The 23,060-nt window shown below is 41.8% G+C and carries 18 protein-coding genes; 11 read left to right on the forward strand and 7 right to left on the reverse strand.

Annotation, left to right across the window (positions count from 1 at the left end; all coding sequences use genetic code 11):
* The first annotated feature begins 28 nt into the window (after positions 1-28).
* Positions 29-778: a hypothetical protein gene (locus EZV76_RS10220; protein WP_136566449.1), complete on the forward strand. Its 750-nt coding sequence runs from the start codon at positions 29-31 to the stop codon at positions 776-778.
* A gap of 583 nt (positions 779-1,361) precedes the next feature.
* On the opposite strand, the gene EZV76_RS10225 is transcribed toward EZV76_RS10220, so the two are convergent.
* From EZV76_RS10225 to EZV76_RS10250, 6 genes are all read right to left on the reverse strand, one after another.
* Positions 1,362-2,405, reverse strand: a complete 1,044-nt coding sequence (locus EZV76_RS10225) for an ATP-grasp domain-containing protein (protein WP_136566450.1) — start codon at positions 2,403-2,405, stop codon at positions 1,362-1,364.
* Positions 2,402-3,124 (reverse strand): NRDE family protein, encoded by a 723-nt coding sequence (locus EZV76_RS10230; RefSeq protein WP_136566451.1) that lies wholly within the window; start codon positions 3,122-3,124, stop codon positions 2,402-2,404. Before EZV76_RS10230 ends, EZV76_RS10225 begins: the two co-directional genes overlap by 4 nt.
* A complete protein-coding gene (locus EZV76_RS10235; protein ID WP_136566452.1) occupies positions 3,112-3,597 on the reverse strand; it encodes a DinB family protein in 486 nt (161 codons plus the stop codon). The genes EZV76_RS10230 and EZV76_RS10235 overlap by 13 nt, the downstream gene beginning before the upstream one ends.
* Positions 3,598-3,599: 2 nt before the next feature.
* Positions 3,600-4,253, reverse strand: a complete 654-nt coding sequence (locus EZV76_RS10240) for a LysE family translocator (protein WP_136566453.1) — start codon at positions 4,251-4,253, stop codon at positions 3,600-3,602.
* Between the two features lie 106 nt (positions 4,254-4,359).
* Entirely contained in the window at positions 4,360-4,806 is a 447-nt protein-coding gene (locus EZV76_RS10245; RefSeq protein WP_136566454.1) for a YHS domain-containing (seleno)protein, read from the reverse strand.
* A 167-nt stretch (positions 4,807-4,973) separates the two neighbouring features.
* Positions 4,974-6,071, reverse strand: a complete 1,098-nt coding sequence (locus EZV76_RS10250; RefSeq protein WP_161594402.1) for a DUF2911 domain-containing protein — start codon at positions 6,069-6,071, stop codon at positions 4,974-4,976.
* 138 nt (positions 6,072-6,209) lie between these two features.
* Between EZV76_RS10250 and EZV76_RS10255 the strand changes: the two genes are divergently transcribed.
* On the forward strand, positions 6,210-7,247 hold the full coding sequence (locus tag EZV76_RS10255; RefSeq protein WP_161594403.1) for a helix-turn-helix domain-containing protein: 1,038 nt from the start codon (positions 6,210-6,212) through the stop codon (positions 7,245-7,247).
* A 94-nt stretch (positions 7,248-7,341) separates the two neighbouring features.
* On the opposite strand, the gene EZV76_RS10260 is transcribed toward EZV76_RS10255, so the two are convergent.
* Complete coding sequence (locus EZV76_RS10260; protein ID WP_201741854.1) at positions 7,342-8,922, reverse strand: arylsulfatase; 1,581 nt, start codon at positions 8,920-8,922, stop codon at positions 7,342-7,344.
* A 260-nt stretch (positions 8,923-9,182) separates the two neighbouring features.
* Between EZV76_RS10260 and EZV76_RS10265 the strand changes: the two genes are divergently transcribed.
* The 9 genes from EZV76_RS10265 (at position 9,183) to EZV76_RS10305 (ending at position 23,006) form a co-directional block, all read left to right on the forward strand.
* Entirely contained in the window at positions 9,183-11,117 is a 1,935-nt protein-coding gene (locus EZV76_RS10265; protein ID WP_161594404.1) for a peptide-N-glycosidase F-related protein, read from the forward strand.
* Positions 11,118-11,412: 295 nt separating this feature from the next.
* Positions 11,413-11,991: an RNA polymerase sigma factor gene (locus EZV76_RS10270; protein WP_136566458.1), complete on the forward strand. Its 579-nt coding sequence runs from the start codon at positions 11,413-11,415 to the stop codon at positions 11,989-11,991.
* Between the two features lie 135 nt (positions 11,992-12,126).
* Complete coding sequence (locus EZV76_RS10275; RefSeq protein ID WP_136566459.1) at positions 12,127-13,275, forward strand: FecR family protein; 1,149 nt, start codon at positions 12,127-12,129, stop codon at positions 13,273-13,275.
* A gap of 196 nt (positions 13,276-13,471) precedes the next feature.
* Positions 13,472-17,056, forward strand: coding sequence for a SusC/RagA family TonB-linked outer membrane protein (locus EZV76_RS10280; RefSeq protein WP_161594405.1), 3,585 nt, complete (start codon positions 13,472-13,474; stop codon positions 17,054-17,056).
* Positions 17,057-17,071: 15 nt separating this feature from the next.
* A complete protein-coding gene (locus EZV76_RS10285) occupies positions 17,072-19,066 on the forward strand; it encodes a SusD/RagB family nutrient-binding outer membrane lipoprotein (protein ID WP_136566461.1) in 1,995 nt (664 codons plus the stop codon).
* A 27-nt stretch (positions 19,067-19,093) separates the two neighbouring features.
* Complete coding sequence (locus EZV76_RS10290) at positions 19,094-19,432, forward strand: SdrD B-like domain-containing protein (protein WP_136566462.1); 339 nt, start codon at positions 19,094-19,096, stop codon at positions 19,430-19,432.
* Between the two features lie 322 nt (positions 19,433-19,754).
* Positions 19,755-20,681, forward strand: a complete 927-nt coding sequence (locus tag EZV76_RS10295; protein ID WP_136566463.1) for a hydroxypyruvate isomerase family protein — start codon at positions 19,755-19,757, stop codon at positions 20,679-20,681.
* Between the two features lie 11 nt (positions 20,682-20,692).
* Positions 20,693-21,649, forward strand: a complete 957-nt coding sequence (locus EZV76_RS10300; protein WP_136566464.1) for a formylglycine-generating enzyme family protein — start codon at positions 20,693-20,695, stop codon at positions 21,647-21,649.
* Between the two features lie 28 nt (positions 21,650-21,677).
* On the forward strand, positions 21,678-23,006 hold the full coding sequence (locus tag EZV76_RS10305) for a Gfo/Idh/MocA family protein (RefSeq protein WP_136566465.1): 1,329 nt from the start codon (positions 21,678-21,680) through the stop codon (positions 23,004-23,006).
* The last annotated feature ends 54 nt before the right edge of the window (positions 23,007-23,060 follow it).

Consider the following 23,060-nt stretch of genomic DNA (forward strand, 5'->3'; position numbering starts at 1 on the left):
TATTTTCAGGGAACACACTTTGGTTGCCATGAAAATGATAAAACAGTTCCATTTAGCAGCACAGTACCTAGCTACTGCTGGCAAAAGTTTTTTACCCCACAAGAAGGATGACAGCCATACGAATTTAGGGTTTTCAGTGGCCGATAAAAGTTTGCTCACTTGGCCTCTGAATACTTCTGGCACGGAATTGGGGTTAAATTATGGCACTTTTTCCCTTGACTGGAAATCCAGTACAATACAGTCACTTTCCCTAAAGGGAAAGACCCATACAGAGGTGGTGGAATGGCTCTCCAAAATGGCAGAAGTCTCAGGGCTTGAAAAACCCTACCAATACAATCTTCATTACAGCTTGCCTTATACTATGACTGGTGAGAAGGTATTTGAACTTTCCGATAGCAGTGAAGTTCAGGAACTCATCCGCTTGCGGGGCTTGGCCCAAAATATACTTACCACATTCTTGAAGGATGAAAAATTGGAATCTGAAGTGCGTGTATGGCCCCATCATTTTGATACGGGTGCTTTTGCCCATCTCCATGATGGTTCAGGAAAATCCGTGGGATTGGGACTAGCCATTCCGGATAGTATGGTGAACGACTTCTATTTTTATATCAGTGGTTATCGAGGTAATACCCAGTTGCGAACCTGGGCCTTTAAGCCACTCGCCCAAGGCACATGGAAAAACAATGGGTTTAAGGGAGCCATTTTACCCGCTTCCGATATAACGGAAGCAACGACATCTGCTTTTTTCAAAGAGGCTTTGACAATGTACAAGATGTAAAACCCTCCGTTTATATTTTACTTATCTTAAAAAAAGAATTTTATTGGAAAGTAGATTTACCAAATACATAAGTACTGATGAACAAATTTTATGGGAAGGTAGACCCATAATTCATAAATCGAATTTTCTTTATGTAACTTTTTTGTTCACTACAGGTTTATTCATCATCTTGGTTTCTCTAATATGGACTTTTACAGTCTTTATAAATGATGCTCCAGTCCTATTTAAAATATTTGGAACCCTATTTTTACTTATTGGAATTTTTCAATTAATAACTAGAACCGTTCTGCACAGAATCAGAAAATCTAAAATCTACTATGCCATAACCAATGAAAGAATATTTATAGAATATTGGTTCTTCAGAAAACATATTAAAAGCTATAGTATTAAACTATTACCCAAGCCCATACTCAAACCATACTCAAAAGGAGTCGGGACAATTTTAATCAATTATGATAAGCCATGGTCATATAAAATATTCACAATTGGAATAGAGTACACTTGGCGCGATCAATGGCGAAGATTAGAACATATTACCAATGCTGCTGACGTTTTTAACTTAATAAATGTCCAAAGGAACATTTTAAATCATTCTAAGCTTTGATTCCAAAGCCTCATGATCTCTAAGCATGGCCCTACCGTCTTTGAAGCTTAAATAGGAATGTCCTTTTTTATGATTGAGAATGCTCACTTCATTCATATAACCCCAATGCTTGGCAATTTCGCGCCATGCGAAAAACAGGGAATGCTTGGGATCGTAAATATGGGTAGCCTCTCCCCCTGCCCCATTGATTTCAATCACACTAAAATTTTTGCCTAGGCTAAGCTCTTCAAAAGAATTGTACAACACATCCAACCGACCATAATGGAACTCTCTCATTTGGGAACAGATGCTGTTTACGACTTTTTCTAGGCCATCATTTAATTTATCGGTGATGTCCACAAATTTTGCGCCCCGAGTATGGCTTCCATAAGGCACCAGAATAAATTCCTCACCTTCCTTTAGCACTGTCTTTAACGTTTCTCCGAACTTCTTTTCCAAAGCCTTTAACTGTAAATGGCTCCGATACTCCTTTTTGATCAATTCTTCAATGGTGTTGGTTCCATTTCCAATGACGGAAAGAAATTCTTTGGACACAATGCCCGTGACCCTCCCCTTTTCCGAACCCGGTATACGCACATAAAAAATACCCACTTCCTTGGTATACGGAATGAGTTCCTGCACCAAAAAATGGGATGGGGTACGCTTAAGATAGTTTTTAAATTCGTCCTTATTGTAGATTTTATCCACCCCAAAGGCCTTCATCCCTATATCTGGTTTGGCAATGAAGGGAAAGCCAATATCCGATGCCAAAATTCTTTCCAGAGCCAGCTTGGAAGATTCATTTTTACCAACAAATACGGTTTTGGGGATAAACTGTTGCGGGATCATCTTATAGATCTCCATTTTGGATTCCATGGCCATACCCCCATTCTTCATGGCCGGATTTGCGGCATTGAAAAAGAAAAAGGAACGCGCCTTGATGGAATAATACAGCCAAACCGGAAACAATGGGTAGTAAATGGCCCATAACGGCCAGTACTCCCAATGGGTTAGCTTGTGCCATTTTAGTTTAAAGCTGCTCATTTTATGGGTAATATGGATGTGGATGAAAAGGGCAATTCATAGAATTTGTCATCGAGAAGGTCAAAATGACGTAATAACATATCTTCCTGATCAATGACTACTTGGGTAACACTGAAGGTTTTAAGTCCGGTTTCACGATCAATGATAAAACCGTTTTCAAAATCCTCATGATTGTTGGAATGGAAATCCACCACATCGGAGGCTTCAATATGGTCTTGGTCTTTCAAAAAATCCTCGAACATTTTGGCCCTTCGGGCAATCACCTCATCACTGTACAGGGTCGCCGAAGACCAAATATGGTTTTTAGACTTGTCCAATGGCCTAAAATATTTCTGGCTCCCATCCCATCGAAATTCCAATAGATTTCCATTGAGCAACACCAGGGTGAAGGGTTCTATCTGGTATAAATCCATTTTTTGCAACAGTAACTCGGGCTCGGCGGAAGCTATCACATCCAACAATACCAATCCCCTACTCTTGGCATAGGGCCCTTGTGTCTGATGCCGAACAAAAGCCCCATTGAGCAAAACGGCCACATGTCCCAATTCATTGAGAGCAAACCAGGTTCCCCCTGCCTTAGGGTCCTTAGGAAATACAACCTTCAAGGAACCGATCATCTCTTCCTTGGGTTCAAAAGCCAAGGGGCGTGACACATGCTCATCACGATTGGAAGTAATAAAATATTTACCCCGTTCTGAGATGAAACTTACTGTGCACATGCCTGTTTGTGTTGTATGGTTGAAGGAGCCACGCCAAACGACTCTGGAAGCTCCATTTTAGTAAAATGTTGTATCCCCACTTTAATGAGTGCATGATGATGGATCGTATGTTCCAGGTTGTACATGACCTCCCTGAAGTAATTGGAATCCAAACAGGTTTCTGCCCCACATAAATCATAAGTAACCTTTATGGACTTATTGGGTCGTTCCAATTGTCTCTGAATCAAGTCTAACTGCTCAATCGCATAAGACAATTCTAGTTCAATACGTTGATTTCGTTCTCTACGGTCATAGGATACATCGGCCTGATCATACCCTTTCAGCAAGCATAGATAAAGTTCAATGATGTGTCTTGTATGCTGACCGATAGTTGAGTTAAATAGAACAGTGCACGATTTTGAGTAACATTCCCCCGGGATTTGCTGGAGGATTTGCTTGAACTGCTCAATGGTGTCCACAGAAGATTTGAACATACTCATTGTGTTTTATAGTTTAATCGTTTTTTGATGAACAGGTACATAAGATAGAAAGAAAATCCAAGGTATAGCAATCCCATGAGGAGATTGGTCACCCTGCTGTAATCATTATAATTTGTAAGAATATATTTTCCGGCTAGGACAAAAACACCCAGTCCGATCATGGTGCCAACACCGATTCCTGAGATGTAAAAGGAATAGTACTTTAGGTTTGCTCTTAAAATGCCTTTGTTTTCCAACACCTTGTTCCAAGTCATCCAAAATGGTATTTGAAGGGGATTCAAGGCACTGAGCAAAAATCCGAGCATGAAGGTGGACTTCAATTGGGGCAATACATCTATTTTAGAATCCACTTCGCTGATTTTGGCCAAATCCATAAAATGGGAAACAGACAAATACATCAATAATAAAACCCCGAACGGAAGAAGGTAATCCATGACTTTTCCATCCATTTGCAGTCTTTCAGTCCCATACAGGGTTAACCGCACCACTACAAGTTCCACCAAAATTACGGCAAGGCAAAACCATAGGGCCGAATACGTTCCCTGGGAAGCAGCAATATCAAAAGCCGTTAGGTTTAGTGTTCCTAAAGGCAATGCCCCTAAAAAACTAATGAGAAGACCTGAAAAAGCAACTTTTAAACAGTGTTTCATGCAACAGAAATGGCCAACGGGCTGTAAAACAATACCCTAAAGTACTATTCTAGACCCAGCAAAAACAAATTACCTATCTAGTTTAGACTACCTTATATCCAAAAAGTTACCGATTCTTTATTTTTTCCCAGTTCTTGTCCGCCTTTGTTTTTAGTTTATCCGGAGATTCATTCTGCCAGAGTTTCAAGGTATTGGTGTTTCCGGAATTATAGAACAGATACAACTTGTTGTCCCTAATTTCGAACGTTTTGGGATCCACATTCACTTTCTTTCCGGATACGGCCACTGCATAGGCGCAATATCCTCCATACTCAGGAAGATAGTTATTGGGCATTGCCTTGAACTTGTCCAAATTTTCCTGATTGTGAAACTTGAATTGTACCCCATCAAACTCAGTGGAGAATTTTTTGAGGCCCTCTTTGGCCTTCCCATCAAAGTATGCCACAACGTCATATCCATTGGCGGCATACCCCTTTTTAACATTGTAATCTACGGACTGAGCCTGAAGAAACGTTCCCATCAAAAGGAACAGTACCACTACTATTTTTTTCATCTTGATTGTGTTGAAGGTTACAAAAATGTTGGTTCCCTTGTGGAAAGACCAACCCAGTTGCTCTTCTTAGTCCTTAGAAATGGGACTTCCTTTCACAAAAAAGAAAAATAGTACCGAAAATCATCTACCAATAGGTATAAAAAGTTTGAATATCCTGGAATGATTTTTTAAAAGGGTAATTGATATGTGCCAGACTGCACCTCACCTATAATTTCTTGTACCCTTGGCTGAAATTGCTGTGGAGTTTCAGGTAAAACCGATTCCAATTCCTTTACGGCCCGTTTGGGATCGTTCAAAAAATAGTGGCTTATCCCTTTATTGATTTTCAGGAACCAAGCTTCTGGATATTCCTTGATCTTGGAACTGACAAAATCCAATGCCTTTTTAGGTTGATTCAGCCTTAACATCAACATGGAAGTACTATTGGCCTCCATGGCATTGTCCACCATTCCAGAAGCCTCATCCAAGACTGCAGATACCTCATCCGATCTACCCAATTGCTCCAAAAGCAATGCTTTGGTGGACATATTGGTCAGGTTTTTGTCTGCCGCAAAGCCATTGAATCCACCATTAATGGACCTATTGGCCCACTGCAAGGCCTCTTCCAGGTTGGTATTATGCTCCAAACACCACCGGGCGGCATCGTTCCAGGCCTGCCAATGATAGGTATTTATTCCCCGGAGCTCGCTTCTAAAACTTTCCACCACGGTGGTTTCCAAATCCACCGACACTTTAAATGGAATACGCTTGTCTGCCCATTCCAATCCGATGTTCACCGAATTTGGTGTCCAATCCAAAAACTCATAATCCAATTTTTCAGAAAACCCACAGGCCACTCCATTGACATTCACTGCTAGGGTAACATCATTTTCCCTATCCAAATAGTAGCTTCCCCATTGGTTATGGTTATGGGCGAACAGGAGTTCAAAATTGTTTCCATCCGGAACAATATGAAATCCATAGGTTCCCGCTTTAAGGAGCTGTCCCTCAATGAGCACATCCGTACTAAAGCTGATGGTAGTATTCATATTGGCCCCTGCGCGCCAAGCAATGGGTTCCCCTTTTTGGGGAATAATATTGGGGTTATTCCAAACATCCCTACCGTTTACGGATGGGCTACCGTAGCTTATGGTAATATCGGTCACGGCCAATTGTTGGGTTTCGCTGACCTGGTTACTGGTCTGCGGTATTTTTAAGGTGTGGAATTGGGCAAATGCCCCCAAAGGTGCACTTAGTAACAGGGCACATACAAAAAGTCTTAGCATTATATTTTCCATTTTCAACTTTATAATCGTTAACATTAATTGGCTTGCCATTAACCCATTGAATGACTTATATTGTGCAAGCTTAGTTCGATTTTGGGCTTTTTGATTCCTGATTTTCGAATTCCGAAGATGTTTTTTATGAAAGATTTTCTTTTTTTGGCCTTCTTTTCGGGTATTGCCATAGCCTTGGGCTTCTTGATTTCCTTTTACCTCCTTTTTGTGCGAAACGAACAGCGTTTTAAACTAAAGTTTTTGGGTTTTCTCTTTATGGCCCTTTCCCTACGGATTGTAAAATCCATTTTGTTTTTTTCGGGAGAGATTCCCAATCTCGCCGTAGCCATTGGATATTTGGGCCTTTCGTGTATTGGCCCTCTTCTATGGTTATACTTTAAGTATTTTGATGTTGAAACCCAAAAATTGGCACCAAAGGACTTACTTCATTTTATACCTGCACTTATAGGTATGGTCCATATTGCCTTGTCCCAAAACCCTGTGGCCAGCTTCTACTATCTCTATACCACCTGCGGCCTTTTCATCTATGTATTGGCCGCTTGGTTCAAGTTTCGTCAGTATGGCGAAAGCAAAGCCGTTTTCCATAAATGGAATTCCCTTTTGATTCTCACTGTGGGATGTTTTGGAGGCATCTTTCTTTTTCAATTTTACACGGACACTATGTATAACTACGCCATGGGGGCAGTGGTTGCCGCGATCATGGTTTTTGGGCTTTTGGTCTTTCTGCTGAACAATCCTGTGCTCTTTCCTTCAAAAAAGAAAAGTATTGCGGTAGATTCTTCCCTTATCAATCGTATCAAATCCGAACTCAACACCCAAAAAATCTATCAGGAACCTTCACTTACCTTGGATAAGTTTGCCAAAAAATTAAATCACCCTGCTTACCTGATTTCCCGAATCATTAAACAGGAATACGGAATGACCTTTCCTGAACTCATCAACTATTGCAGGATACAACAAGTGGCCGCCGCCTTGTCCAATGGAAGGGGAAAAAATGTAAAAATTGAGGCCTTGGCCTATGAAGCGGGTTTTAATACCCCTTCTACATTTTACACCGCCTTCAAGAAATTTACCGGAATGAATCCCACAGAGTTTCAGAAAACCCCATCCAAAGTACAAGCAGAAGTCCTCTCCAATCCAAATCTAGCCTATTTAAAAAAATGAAGTGTGGGTGGGACTATTTTTAGCCCACATAAACATGAGCTTTGTTCTCATTTTATGGTTTTTTGAAATAGCTAGACTTCCTTATGCAAGCCTTTTACTCTTGTTCGGCCAATAAGTCGTTTTCTATCAAAGGAATTCTAAACCGTTCTGTTTCCGCATTGGTATGCTCTTGATCAAAGATTTGCGCCGCTTTCTGGAGAATTTCGGGATGGTCTCTTGCAATATTATTGCTCTCCGCTGGGTCTTGTTCCAGATCATACAGTTCTAAAGTGGGAGCTTCCTTGTCTTTTAAATGTTGGCGCACTACTTTCCATTTTCCCATTCGGATGGCCACTTGTCCGCCATATTCAGGAAATTCCCAGAATAAGAAATCGTGCTGTTGCTGCCCCTCTGCTCCCAACAGAGTAGGTAAAAAGCTGATTCCATCAGTATCTTGTGGAGTTTCATAGCCCACAACATCGGCCAAGGTGGCCATCACATCATAATGGGCGGAAATATGATCGGATGTGGTACCCGCCTTGATTTTTGCAGGCCATGAGGCAATCATGGGAACCCGTATACCACCTTCGTAGACAAAACCCTTGCCTTGGCCATACGCCTCTCCAAATGGACCTGAGCTGTTAAAATAAGCCCCATCGGTTCCTCCCGTGAAGGTAACTCCATTATCCGAGGAGAAAATAATCAAGGTATTTTCATAAAGTCCTTCTGCTTTTAAATAGGCCACCAGCTTGCCGACATTCTCATCCAAATAGGAAATCATGGCCGCGTAACCCGCCTTTGGGTTTTGATGGGGAAAATACCCGTTTTGTCCCAAATAAGGTTCTTCTTCACCAAACTTTTCCTTGTAGTGGTCTACCCATCTTTGTGGTGCCTGGATAGGATTATGGGGAATAGGGGTTGCCCAATAGAAGAAAAATGGGTTTTCCTTATTTTTTTGAAGGAAGCCCATCATTTTTTCATACATCAATTCTGGGGCATAGTCGTTCAAGTTGTAATTCTTGTAACTTTTGGGATCATTAGGGTCGGCGCCTTCTTCAAGCTTGGTATTGGGTGGAATAGTATCGTTGTCCAGATGTACCCTATTCTCATTTTCATACAAATGAACTGGATAGTAGGTGTGTGCCTGTCTTTGACAGTTGTACCCAAAGAAATAGTCGAATCCCATTTTAGTCGGGATGGCGTTGGTGTGCGGAGCCCCGAGGCCCCATTTTCCAACAAGACCGGTAGTATACCCCTGTTTCTGAAGCAATTGTGGAAATAGCAAGGTAGAATCCGGTATAGGTCGTTGTCCTTCCAATGTGGAGTCTTTAATAGCTTCTTTATAATCCCAAACCTTGCCTCGTTCACGCCACTCGTCATTTCCCCGAATATAGGCGTGCCCTGCATGCTTTCCTGTGAGCAACATGTAACGGGCAGGTGCACAGACCGGAGCCCCGGTATAATGTTGCGTAAACAACATACCATTTTTGGCAAGGGCATCAATATTGGGGGTTTCAATTTTTTCCTGACCATAAACACCTAATTCTCCATATCCCAAATCATCGGCCAAAATATATATGATGTTTGGTTTCTGATCATTTTGAGTAATTTCCTTGGGTTCTTCCTTACAAGAAAATATCAGCATAGATAGTAGGGATAGAAAGAAGAACTGTTGGGCTTGGTTTGTTGATTTCATGAGATATTGCTAACTGTTGCCCACTAAAATAAAAACTATTTATAACCGTACAAAACACTTTTAATTTCAATGGAAAGTCCACTCTGTCAAATACCAAGTCCAACAGGCATTATCCTTTTGGTTTAATGGATTTCCGTTACGATTTTATCCTTCAAATCGCCATCACATATTTTTTCATTTTTTGTTGAATTTAGGTCATGTCGTATCAAAAAATATATTTTTGCGCCTTAAGAATACCTACAATCTCTAAATACAGCCAAATGAAATTCAACCTTAGACTCTCAACAGTATTGGTCGTTCTCCTTATGACAGGATGCCAAAATGCCCCAAGTGAAAAAAGCATTCATACGGTGACCACCCACGACCATATGACCATAGTGTGCAATCCCAATAAAGGAAACAACCCGTTTCCTGCCTGGGGAGTTTTTCCAAGCAAAGAGGAGTCGGTAAGGCGAATTTTCATGGAAGTGGCATTAGGGCATCCTGACTCCATCAATATTGCACATTGGGATTATCTGGATCCCATAAGAATAAAACGGGTCGGCGGAATCAAAGGGGATACCTTGGATTTGGAAATTGGTAAAATGTTGACTCCTTATGGCAGTAATTTCAAAAAGGATTGGCGTTGGCATTGGCGAATTGATGTGACCGACTTTGCAAATGTTCTAAGGGACAGTGTTGAAATAGAATACAATCATACAGGCTATGAGGCTACCACTGTGGGCTGGGACCTCAATGTGAGTTTTCATATGGAACTTGGAGACCCCGTGGCACAACCCATTGCCTATAAAAAAGTATATGATGGCAACTTTAAATATGGCGATCCTGAAAACCCCATTGAAGAATCGCTTACCCCTCAAAAGATCGAGATGGAGGAAGGCAGTGCTTTCAGCAGGCTTCGGATATTGCATACCGGTCACGGCTATGATCGTCCAAAAGGGTGCAGCGAGTTCTGTAGCAGATGGCGGGAAGTATTGTTAGATGGAGAGAGCATTGACCGAAGGGACATGTGGAAAGAGTGTGCGGACAACAATTTATATCCGCAAGGAGGAACTTGGATATTTGACCGTGCCTATTGGTGCCCTGGAGACCTTCAGGCTCCGGATATTATTGATTTTCCAGTCACTGATACTTCCCACACCATTGATTTTGAAATGGAACCCTATACGGCCACCGAGAACATACAGGCCAATGAGAGCATTAGTGCACTACTTTTTCAATATGGAGAACCCACCAAAAAATTTGATGTATCCCTGGACCAAATTTTGGTGCCTAGTTCAGCTCCAGAGTTGAACCGCTTCAACCCCTCGATTGCCGAACCAAAAATTGTCATCAAAAACTTGGGCAGTGAGCCTTTGACTTCCCTAACCATTGTGTATGGTACGCAAGGCTTTGATGAAAAAACCCTAGAATGGACTGGGAACTTGGATTTCTATGAAGAAACCCTTGTTACGCTTCCGGGGTCCATCGATTTTAATTTTGGTGGGAACAGCTTTTATGCCGAATTAAAAAAACCTAATGGTCAAAAGGATGAATGGCCTTCGGACAATAAAAATGAGTCCAGTTTCAACTCACCCAAAGAAATGCCCAAACAAGTAGTGGTGACTTATAAATCCAACAATACCCCAGAGGAAAACATGATTCGAATTTTGAACGGGGCTAACAAGGTAATTTATGAAATTGACCCACAAACGGTTCAAAAAGATATCCTTTACAAAGACACCTTGGACCTTACCTTGGGGACATATAGAATGACCTTGGAAGATTCTACCCATAATGGATTGGAATTCTGGTTTATGCCACAGCAAGGTTTTGGTTATTTACAATTATCTGATACGACCGGTAGGGTACTACATCGATTTGAAAGTGATTGTGGCATTGGTGAGCAATTTGATTTCTCAGTGAAGGAAAACCCCAGATTGGATGATGGGGTTGAACAAAGCCTTTTAAAACTCCATCCTAGAAGAATACAAGACAAGACGCAGCTTTTTGTTCAGCTACAGCAACCCACAGACGGAGAAATACACATCTTAAAGGATGGCGACGTGCAGAAAACCATCCCTTTTAGCCAAGTAAAGGATACCACTTTTACCATAGACATGGTTGACTTTGAAGATGGCAGGTATGTAATTGAGCTTTTTCTAAACAACGAATCCAAGCTAAAACAACGCATATCCAAACAGACCCAACAATAGAAATAGTCGGTTAAATTCCTGATTGCACATTTCATAGCTATTGAACCCTAGTTTCAACATTGGCCAGGATTATGTTTTAACATATTTTTTACAAAACCAGGTTACCCTAAATTCACCTAAAATGGGTAAAAACAATAACGTTTTATTCTAAAAAACATATCAAAAGGAAAAACGGGCAAAAAAAGTATTACATTCTGTTAAAAAAAAGCAAATTCCACATTAAATTTTATTTACTTTTAGTCAAACAAATTGTTTCATTTAAAATCGTTTTTCAGCAATTTAAGTTTCCCCAATAATGGGTCCACTATTCCTACATACAGATAAGGCTTTGTTGCACCGTTTGCAAAACAACGATGAAAGTGCATTGACCGAACTCTATGAAAAATACTGGAACCCAGTTTATCTATATACCTACAATGTTCTTAGGGATAAGGAAATTTGTAAGGACATTGTACAGGATTTGTTCATGGATATATGGAACAGAAGAGAAAAGCTCAATATCACATCTACATTTAAAGCCTATCTATTTTCCAGTGCTCGCTACCAAATATTTGCACAAATTCGACAAAAGGAGAAAAATCTTGGCAACCACTTATTTGAAAACTTAGATCAACGATTGCACCACAGCTCACCCGAGTCTGAATATCTTTACCAAGAGCTCGTCCAAAGAATAGGTGCAACCGTGGAAAGGTTGCCAAAAAAATGTAGGGAAGTCTATACCCTAAGTAGGGAGGAGCAATTGAGTCATGCAGAGATCTCACAATTTTTGGACATCTCCACAAAGACAGTTGAAAACCATATTTCCAAGGCATTAAAAGCCTTACGGAGTTCAGTGGGAAGTTATCTCTTCTTCATATGGTTTCTTTTCTTTTAAAAACCAAACGACACAAAAGTCTCTTTTTCAGCTTCATACATAAAAAATAAAAAAAATCCCATTTTGGAATAGGGGATACCTCCTTTTATTTACACTATATAAAAAAAGGGTCACTACCGGGCCTGTATCGTCGCAATGGACAAAAAGAATTTTTTATCCCTTTTAAAGAGATATCAGGATGGCAATACTACTCCTGAAGAAGAACAAATGCTATTGAATTACTTGGAAAGTTTTAAAGCTCACCAAGAAGATAGTTGGCCTTTGGAGCTCGGGAATTCTGAGGAACTTAAAAACGACATTCTAACTGGAATTCTTCAGAACATTAAAAAAGATAAAAGCAGTGCGCACATTAACCGAAGGTTTCCATATTCCAACCTTTTTAGATACGCTGCCAGTATTGTTTTAATAGCCGGAGCTTTTTATTTCTTTCATGAAATGTATGAGACTCCCAAAAATGGATTACGCAACCAAGAGGTCGATGATTCCATTGTTCTAAAATTGGAGAATGGCAATACAAGTGTCATCACCGAAAATGACAATAAAGACATTATGGACTCCCATGGAAATGTTGTGGGTGTCCAATCTGGCAATACCATAACCTACGGGAAAGCCAAAAAAGAACTAAAAGAATTAGTTTATAATGAACTAACGGTTCCTTTAGGTAAAAAATTCGATTTAGTATTGTCCGATGGCACCTCTATAAAACTCAACGCCGGAAGTACCATTAAGTATCCTGTTCGATTTGTTGAAACCACCAAAAGAGTTGTTCAAATATGGGGAGAAGCCTTTTTTGATGTAACCAAGGATGAAGCCCGCCCTTTTCAGGTGATTGCAAACAATGTGCAAGTAGAAGTCTTGGGTACAAAATTCAATGTTTCATCCTATCCAGAAGATGATGACATCTCTACCGTTTTGGTGGAGGGCTCCGTAAAATTGTCCAGCAACAGTGCCAAGACAGAGGAAAACTCCTTTATGATAGTACCCAATCAAAAAGCGTCTTGGAACAAAGAAAACGAAACAATGACCATTGAGGAAGTAGAAACGGACATTTATACCTCGTGGATCAATGGAAGGATGATATTCAAGAACATCCCTTTTAAAAATATCCGAAAAAAGTTGGAGCGACGCTATAATGTCACCATAATCAACAACAACAAAGCTTTGGATGAAAAGTTTTACAATGCCTCATTTGACATTGAAACCATAGAACAGGTAATGAAGGCCTTTAAAGAAAACTACTCAATAGATTACGAAATAGCTGACAATCAGATAATTATTAACTAAACCCTTTACACTAAATGACTAAAAACTAACAAACTAACAATTCCAAAAAATCACAAAATCGGAGAATGGGCGAACATCCTCCGATTAGTACAAAGTGATCTAACTAAAGTAAAACCACAATAACGTTTTTAAAAGTATGAAAAAAACAACTAATTCGGGTGTGTCTGCAAAGTACATCCCGAAATTTGACCTCAAAATGAAACTCACCACATTTTTGCTGATAGTTTCGTTGTTCAAGATCCAAGCCAGTTCATACTCCCAAACAACGAAAATATCGCTAAATCTAAAGCAAGTCAGTGTAGAAACAGTACTCGACGAGATTGAGCGTAACACTGAGTTTAAATTCTTGGCCGATACCCAAGAAGTGAAATTGGGAAGGATTGTTTCAATCAAAGTAAAAAATGAGAGAGTTGAAACCATCCTTGATAGAATCTTCCGAAATAGTGATGTCATCTATTCAATTTTGGACAAGCAAATTGTCCTTAAAAAAGATATTCGACCTACTAGGGAAGTAACACCAGCACCTGTAACCGTAGTCCAGAGGTCCATTTCCGGATCTGTTGTGGATGATAGTGGGCAGCCCTTACCAGGGGTCAACGTTGTGGAAAAAGGGACCGGCAACGGAACTTCCACCGACTTTGACGGTAACTACAGCATTACCGTATCCGATAACTCGGCAATATTGGTATTCTCTTATCTAGGATTTATCTCCGTGGAAGTCCCAGTGGGCAACAATTCCACTATCAACACCACTTTGCAGGAAGATGTTGGTGAATTGGATGAAGTTGTTGTTACCGCACTCGGAATCAGGAAAGATGCCAAAGCGCTTGGTTACTCCGTGGCCAAAGTGGGCGAAGAACGGATTTTGGCCAGTGGTACTCCCGTGAATGCCCTACAATCCTTATACGGAACCGCCTCAGGGGTGACCGTTGCCTCAACAGCTACAGGTCCTTCGGGAGGTATGAAAATCAATATCCGTAATGCGGTATCTTTTGATGAGAACTCAACCACCCGTCCTTTAATCGTAGTGGATGGTATTCCCATACACGATGAGAACACCAACATTACTGCCAATGCAAGGACAGGAAGGGACAATGGTACGGGTATCAACGACATTAACCCGGACGACATTCAATCCTTTGAAATTCTAAAAGGCGCAAAAGCATCCGTACTTTACGGAAGTGAAGGGGCCAACGGGGTAATCTTGATCACCACCAAGAGTGGTTCCAGAAACCGCGGATTGGGAATCTCTGCTTCCTTTACCACAACCATGGAAGAAAGTGCTTTCATGCCCGAATTGCAAAACCAATACGGAACAGGTAGAAGCGCAAGTACCTCCCAAACGGATGACCAAGGATATTTCTTGGATGAAAACAATGAAAGAACCTTGGATGTGGCAGGCTCTGCCTTTGGGCCCAAGTATGACCCCAACGTAGTCTTAAACTGGTGGGATGGTTCCCGAAGACCATGGGTGGCCAACAACAAATCTGTTTATGACCAATTGTTTAAAACAGGTTCACAACAAACGGCCAATGTGTCGCTAAGTTCAGGAGGAGAAAAAGGATCCATCCGTTTTTCCTATACCAATATGAGGTATACCCCCATTTATCCAGGAGCTAAGTACACCAAGAATACTTTTAGTCTTAATACCTCTTATGACATAAATGATAATATCTCCTTGAAGTATGTCAGCAACCTGTTCACTACAAGCAACCTAAACTCTTCTTACGAGGGGTCCTTCGATGCACAAGGGGCCACTTCAAGCTTGGGTGCTTATTCCAGTGATATCGATGTTGATCTATTGCGAAGCTATTTGGTGACCGACAACGGCTTTAATTATTTTGCCAACCCAGAAAGACGAAGCAACTTTATTTCAAATGGTAGATCATCTGTGGTAAACACTTTGTGGGACTGGACCCAGAACGTTTCAGATTTTAGCCGTTTGCACAGTCTGCAATCCCTTACCTTGGATTTGACCTTCAACGATAATCTGAGTGCTTCCATTTTAGGTGGATTGGATTACACCACTGAACGCAACATGTACAAAGGGAAACTGCAAGACCCTGATTTGATTGGTCCAAACAGTGGCTCTGTATTTAGGGATACCAATAGGATCATTAGAAAGACCTACGGACAGGCCACCTTTAACTATGACTACACTTGGAACGACTTTGGTTTCAACGGATTTGTGGGTGGTGTCATCAGAAGCAACTATTTTGAGACTAAGGGAGCCGAGAAAATTGGTGGATTTGTAATTCCTAACTTCTTCTCTTTCTCAAACCTTCCTTCTGGAGTACAGCCACAATATGTTTATGACAATGGGGAGGATATCCTTTATAGCCTCTTGGGATCATTCCAGGTGGATTGGGACGATCAAATTTACGTAGAGGCCCAAGCCCGTCAGGATTGGTCTTCTATCTTGCCTCCCGGAAACAACAGTTATTTCTATCCTGGAGCAAGTGCCACTTGGATCGCTTCCAATTCATTTGACCTTCCCGAGGCCATTCAGTTCTTAAAGGTTAGAACCTCTTGGGCCGATGTAGGTAGACCAGGTCCGTTGTATTTCAGTAACGTAAACCTTGGGGTCTCTGCATCTGGAGGTGGATTTATCTTGACTCCGCCAAACGACCTTCCCCCCATTGATGACAACTTTGTTCCCAACCTAAAACCAGAGCGTAAACGCGAATACGAAGTAGGTCTTGAAGGATACTTCTTCAGAGGCAGGAGATTGGGGATTGATTTTTCCTATTACCACGCCAATACCTATGATCAGATCATGAAGGTGGCAGCACCTCCTGGATTGGGTGTAGATAACATCCGAATCAACGCTGGCGATGTGGAAAACAAAGGATGGGAACTTGCCCTAAGAACCAAACCCGTTATGGGCAAGGATTTTCAGTGGGATGTGGATATGACCTTCGCATCTAGTAAAACCAAAGTAAGAAGACTTGATGGAGACATTACTTCTTTGTCTCTTTGGAGCAGAAATGGTTTAAATGCCGTTGCCGAAGTGGGTGGCGAATATGGACTTATTGTCCAGCAGAGTGGAAACTACCGCTACATCAACCCATCTGACGATAGTGACCCCAATAACGGGGAACTTGTTGTGGACAGCAACGGTCAACGCTATGCCTATTCAACCCGAAGCAACAAGAAGGTTGGAAAGTTGTTGCCAGATGTGACCGGTGGATTATTCACTAGGTTCAACTACAAAAACTTCGGACTGGTAGTGAACATGGATTACTCCTTTGGAGCCACTTTCATAAACGAAGCGGAAACCTATATGATGGCCGCAGGGGTGCTCAACGAAAGTTTGGCTTACCGTGATGCTGCGAGTGGAGGTATTCCCTACTACTTGAACGGCGAAGGTCAAAAAGTGGCCGGCACCAACCCCAGTGGAGCAACATATAACGATGGTGTTCTATTGAACGGTGTCCGTGCAGACGGCACACCTAATACCCAAGTGGTATCTGCCGAAGAATATTATGGATCTTCTTACTTTTCAAACGGTTTCTTCCCTGAAGACAGACTGTTTAAAAGCGATTATATAGCCTTGCGGAACATTGCTTTGGATTACAGACTCCCAGACCTTTCAGATAAAATAGGGTTACGAGATGTAGTACTTTCCGTTTTCGCGAACAACGTTGCCTACATCTATAAGGCCGCCCCCAACACCATCCCAGAATCCACAAACGGTACAGGATGGGCACAGGGTTCTTACGGAACTACGGCACTGCCATCGCAACGTTCAATAGGATTGTCAATAAAGGCTAAGCTTTAATCAAAAAACATAACTATGAAAAATTCAGTAATTAAAACCCTACTTTCCCTGCTTCTAGTATTTGGGGCAAACGGATGTCAAAGTGAACTGGAGGAACTTTACCAAGATCCCGATGGCTTTTCCAAAACCCAAGCGGACAAGGCAGGTGTTAGTATCATAGCAGGTTATTTTACCTCACAATTGACCCGCGGCTTTTTGCTTCGGGGAGATTATGGATCCGCTTATCACCAATTAAGGAGTGGGTCACGTATTATGGGAACTGGTGTTCAATTGTATTACACCACCAATGCTTACGGATTTGCCTATACCCTATATGATGTGGAAAATGATTGGGGTTCCAATTCATTCAATAGAACGGTGTTCAACAACATCAACAGTCCATGGATCAAGCAGGTACTATGGGGACAAAAGGAATTCAACAAGATTCCGGAAGACCAAAGAACCCAGTCAGACGTACTTTACATGAGATTATTGCATGTATTAAAAGCCTATGGCTACCAAAGGGCTATAGATCTTTATGACGAGGTTCCTTATTTCCAAACCGGTTCTGCTGGGGCTTTGGATGGTGAAAAGGCCGAATATTTGGGTCAGGAGGAAATCTATCCTATCATCATTGAAGAGTTGAAGGAGATTGAAGAATATTTGGCCAATTTAACACTGGACGATGCCACACAAACCTCTTTTCAACAACAGGATGTAATCTTCAGCGGCGATATTACCCAATGGAGAAAGTACATCAACTCATTGAGGCTCCGTTGGGCCATGAACATCAGCGAAGTGATGCCCAATATTACCTCAACGGTAATTTCGGAATTGAGTGGAAAACCTATGCTTGATCAGGCTACCGATGTAGCTGGATTGGCTGACATAGCCATCGTGGAGCCTTACCGTCTTCAGGTGGAACTGGGTATTACAAGAGCTTTCAGGGAGCGTGCCGATGAGGCCCGTGCCCCAAAAAGATTCTTGCATGATGTAATGCACTGCATTCCAGAAGAGAAAAGTATCGTGGTAAACGGAGAGACCCTTTATTACTTTGACAGCGATAACTCGGAAGAAGGTTTGGCAAACGGCACGGTAGACCCAAGGGTTGCCTATTTGTTCTCCAAAGACATTTTGGGCAGATATGTAGGTGCAGAGACAAGTTTTGATGATGGAAGTGATCCCAATAGCTATTTCAGTAAAGCCATGAGAGGGTACTATATCAACCATCCCATCATGACGGATTTGGCAGTGACCGAAATCACTTTTGGCGCCGCTGGAAACGAGCACACCATCAAATTAAATGATGAAGCCACAGCAGACCTAACAAAGAGAGAGGCATTTCTTTTGGATGCTTTTAGAACCTTTTGTGGTCAATATCTGGACATTGGTTGGGTAATCGGTTCTGATAGAAACATGATCTCAGAATACAATGTACGTCCACAGTTTAACTTTGATATACGCTATCCTACCCTTCACGCAGTGGAAACCGAACTTTCATTGGCGGAAGCTGCCGTAAGGGGACTCGGTTCTGTTACCGGTAGTGCGCGTGAACACTACAAAAAAGCTATCGAGCTGTCCTGTAGGTATTGGTATCAAATGAATACGGCAAACGCCTACTCCAAGCAGACAACACCATCTTTCCCAAGTAATATGGACCAGTCCAGGATAGATCGTGACCGTCCGGAAGTGGAATATAACGAAAGTGCATATGCCGAATATGAAGCGCAACGTTTTGACGGATTGACCGACGAGGAAAAAGTAAGGTCCATCTTCAACCAATTGCAGTTGCACTATAACATGTTCAATTTTGAAACACCGTATACAGCTGCCCGTCGTTTGATCAGTTACCTAGGTGATAACCCAGGGTCTCCGTATGAGGTATTCCAATGGAAGGAAAGGTTCTTGTATGACCCAAGTATTCAGGCAACTGACCCTGAGAATTGGTCAAGAATCAGTCAGCATGACGATTACAACCTCCCTATTTGGTTTACTGGTCGTCAAACGAAGTGGAAAAATGTTTTGGAATAAGATTATTAACCCTTTAACCTAAAAGAAATGAAAAGAATATTGTTATTAGTATTCTCCTTGACCATATTTATTTCCTGTAGCAAAGATGACAGCGCCTCTATTATTGGTAACGCAAGTGCCGACGGTGGGAATGTTGTTTCGGGAATCACAGTAAAACTCTACAATGAAAGTGCCTCTTTGGTAGAAAGTACCACCACCAGTAGTGAAGGTGATTTTTCCTTTACCGGGCTGGAAGCCGGCAATTACTATGTAGGGGCAACAGTGACCATTGATGGTAATGTCTGGGACACAGGAAATACACCACAGCTGGTTTATGTAAGTGATGAAATCGTTAAAGAGGTAGCCTTAACATTGAACCAAAAATAAGAACCTTACCAAGTGATCATCTTGGATAAAATGCAAATCCATTGTAAACAATGGATGGGTAATGATTTGTTTTGAGTTAGTATAGTCACGGGATTGCCGACCTATTTAGGTCGGCTTTCCTTTTTTATACCCTTAGTTTTTTACTAAGAACAGATATTCTATTTGCCAAATACCGTCCAAAAACAATTTGGATGCAAAAAAAACAACGCTGTGGGCAAATTTTGTATTAGCCGTAGAATTCAAATAAGCCTACTTTAACAGGTGTTTTTTACCTTTAAACCTGTTGAAGTCAAAACCAACCAAACACCTAGAAATAGATACAATGAACAGAAGAAAATTTGTAAAGCAAAAACTGATGGCCACCACTGCATTGGGATTAGGAGCAACTGGTCTTGGGCTAGCAGCTGAAAAATCCAGTGCTTTGCCATTACAAACCAATTTTAAGCTAAAATATGCTCCCCACTTGGGCATGTTCAAGAACCATGCAGGGGATGACCCCATAGATCAACTCAACTTTATGGCCGACCAAGGGTTTACTGCCTTTGAAGACAATGGAATGAAGGGGAGGTCTATTCAAACCCAGGAAAAGATGGCCAGCACTATGGCCAAACGTAATATGACCATGGGCGTTTTTGTAGCTCATGAAATTTATTGGAAAGAACCCAATCTAGCCAATGGCGACCCAGCTCTATTAGAAAAATTCCTAAAGGAAATTCAAGAAAGCGTTGAGGTGGCCAAGCGGGTAAATGCCAAATGGATGACAGTGGTACCGGGACATATAGCTCCCCGTTTGAATATGGCTTATCAGACCACCAACGTAGTAGAAGCCCTGAAAAGAGCTTCGGATATTTTGGAGCCCCATGGCTTGACAATGGTCTTGGAGCCCTTAAACTTTAGGGACCATCCAGGTTTGTTCCTATCTGAAAGTCCTCAGGCCTATGCCGTTTGTAAATCGGTGAACAGCCCATCTTGTAAGATTCTTTTTGATATCTACCATCAGCAAATCCAAGAAGGAAACCTCATCCCCAACATTGATGCCTGTTGGAATGAAATTGCATATTTCCAAGTGGGTGACAATCCAGGAAGAAATGAGCCTACTACGGGGGAAATCAATTACAAAAATGTCTTCAAACATATCCATTCCAAAGGATTCAAAGGAGTTTTGGGCATGGAACACGGCAATTCCAAACAAGGTAAGGAAGGAGAATTGGCCGTAATTGAAGCATATAAGGTCAGTGATACTTTTTGAAGCAAGAATAAATGAGTGTAAAAAAATATTTTATACCAGTGCTGCTGGTTGTTTGCATTAAAATAGGTCATTCACAAAATTTCAAGCCATACACGCAGGAACTTGAAGGAACCGAACTGAGCATAGATATGGTTGCCATTCCTGAAGGTACATTCCTATTGGGGAGCCCAGAAGGAGAAATAGGAAGGCAAGCGGATGAAGGTCCACAAAAAAAGGTGGAGATTGATGGCTTTTGGATGTCGAAATTTGAAGTGACATGGGAATTGTACAATCTTTTCCTACAGCGCAGCATAGATCATATTGAGGTGAAAAACAAAGGAAAGGATATTGATATAGAGGTAGATGGGGTGACCGGTGCGACCATCCCTTATGTGGATATGAGCTTGGGCATGGGCACAGGGTCAGGTCTTCCTGTGGGGAATGTAACCCAATTGGCCGCCTCCAAGTTCTGCGAATGGTTATCCGCCAAAACCGGGAACTTCTATAGGCTTCCCACGGAAGCAGAATGGGAATACGCAGCTAGGGCCGGAAGCAATGACCCCTATTTCTTTGAAGGTGAAGATTTGCAGGAATATGCATGGTATTCGGAAAATAGCGAAGACTCATATCATCCGGTGGGCGAAAAAAAGCCAAATCCTTGGGGATTGTACGATATTTATGGCAATGTGGCCGAATGGACGTTAGATCAATATAATCCTGACGCCTATCAAGAAAAGGGAATTCATGTTCAACCCACAAAATCTGAATACCCTGTAGTGGTTAGAGGAGGATCTTTTAAAGATGAAGCCGTAAGTTTGAGAAGTGCTTCACGCCAAGCATCAAAACCTTTGTGGAAACAGCGCGACCCCCAATTTCCAAGAAGCAAATGGTGGCATACCGATGCTCCATTTGTAGGGTTTAGAATTGTACGCTCCATGACACCTCCGTCATCGGAAGACCAAACCAATTATTGGATTAATAAAAATTAACGAATCATTCGAATAAAACACCAGAGAAATGAAAACTAAAAAGACCAGCCAAGAATCCAGAAGGGATTTTGTAAAGGGGACCGCCCTACTCTCCACCGGATTGCTATTGCCAACCATGGAAATTGGGGCCATGGCCAATGTGTTCAATGAAAAAAAATTGAAACTTGCCTTAGTGGGCTGTGGCGGTAGAGGTACCGGAGCTGCCAACCAAGCCTTGGAAGCCGATGATCATATTGAACTGGTTGCCATGGCCGATGCCTTTGAAGACCGATTGAACAGTAGCCTTGGCAGCTTAAGCGAAAAATACCAGGGTACTGGCAAGGTAAACGTAAAAGAAAGTAATAAGTTCTATGGGTTCGATGCCTATAAAAAAGCCATTGACTTGGCCGATGTAGTCATTTTGGCCACACCTCCAGGTTTTAGACCCTACCACTTTGCCTATGCCATAGAAAATGGCAAGCACGTTTTTATGGAAAAGCCTGTGGCCACTGATGCCCCAGGGATTAGAAAAGTATTGGAGACCGCAAAATTGGCCGAAGAAAAAAAACTCAACGTTGTCGTTGGACTTCAGCGCAGGTACCAAGAAAATTATTTGAACACCTTGGCCAAGATAAAGGCTGGGGATATTGGTAAAATTGTATCCGGTCAAGTTTATTGGAACAGTGCAGGTGTGTGGGTACGCCCTCGGGAAGCTGGACAAAGCGAATTGGAGTACCAGATGCGCAATTGGTATTATTTTAATTGGTTGTGCGGCGACCATATTTTGGAGCAGCACATCCATAATATTGACGTGGCCAATTGGTTTATAGGTGAGTATCCTATTTCTGCACAGGGCATGGGAGGTAGATTGGTACGAAACGGTATAGATCACGGTGAAATCTTTGATCATCATTTTGTGGAGTTCACTTATCCCAGCGGAGCCGTTGTAGCCAGCCAATGTCGCCATCAGCCCAATACCATGAACAGGGTTGGTGAAGTTTTTCAGGGAACCAAGGGCTCTGTGAACACCAGTGATGCCGGAACCGCAAAGCTCTATGATCTATCTGGAAATGAAATCCAGACCATTTCCAACTCAGAAGGACACAATCCCTACCAAGAGGAACACAACCAACTTTTTGCTTCCATCCGAAACAAGGGCGTTATCAATAACGCCGAATATGGGGCCAAAAGTTCGATGAGCGCCATTTTAGGACGGATGGCCACCTATAGTGGAAAAGTAATCAACTGGGACGATGCCATCAATTCGGAACTAAGATTGGTCCCCGAAGAAATGACTTGGAATTCCGAACCCCCAACCAAACCCAATTCAGAAGGAAGATATTCCATTCCAATTCCCGGGAAGACTGTTGTGTTTTAAGCCAGTTAAGAGAATGGTTTTAATACGAAAGAGCCCCTAAAGGGGCTCTTTTTT

This window comes from Flagellimonas alvinocaridis (assembly GCF_004916895.1).
GTDB lineage: Bacteria > Bacteroidota > Bacteroidia > Flavobacteriales > Flavobacteriaceae > Flagellimonas > Flagellimonas alvinocaridis.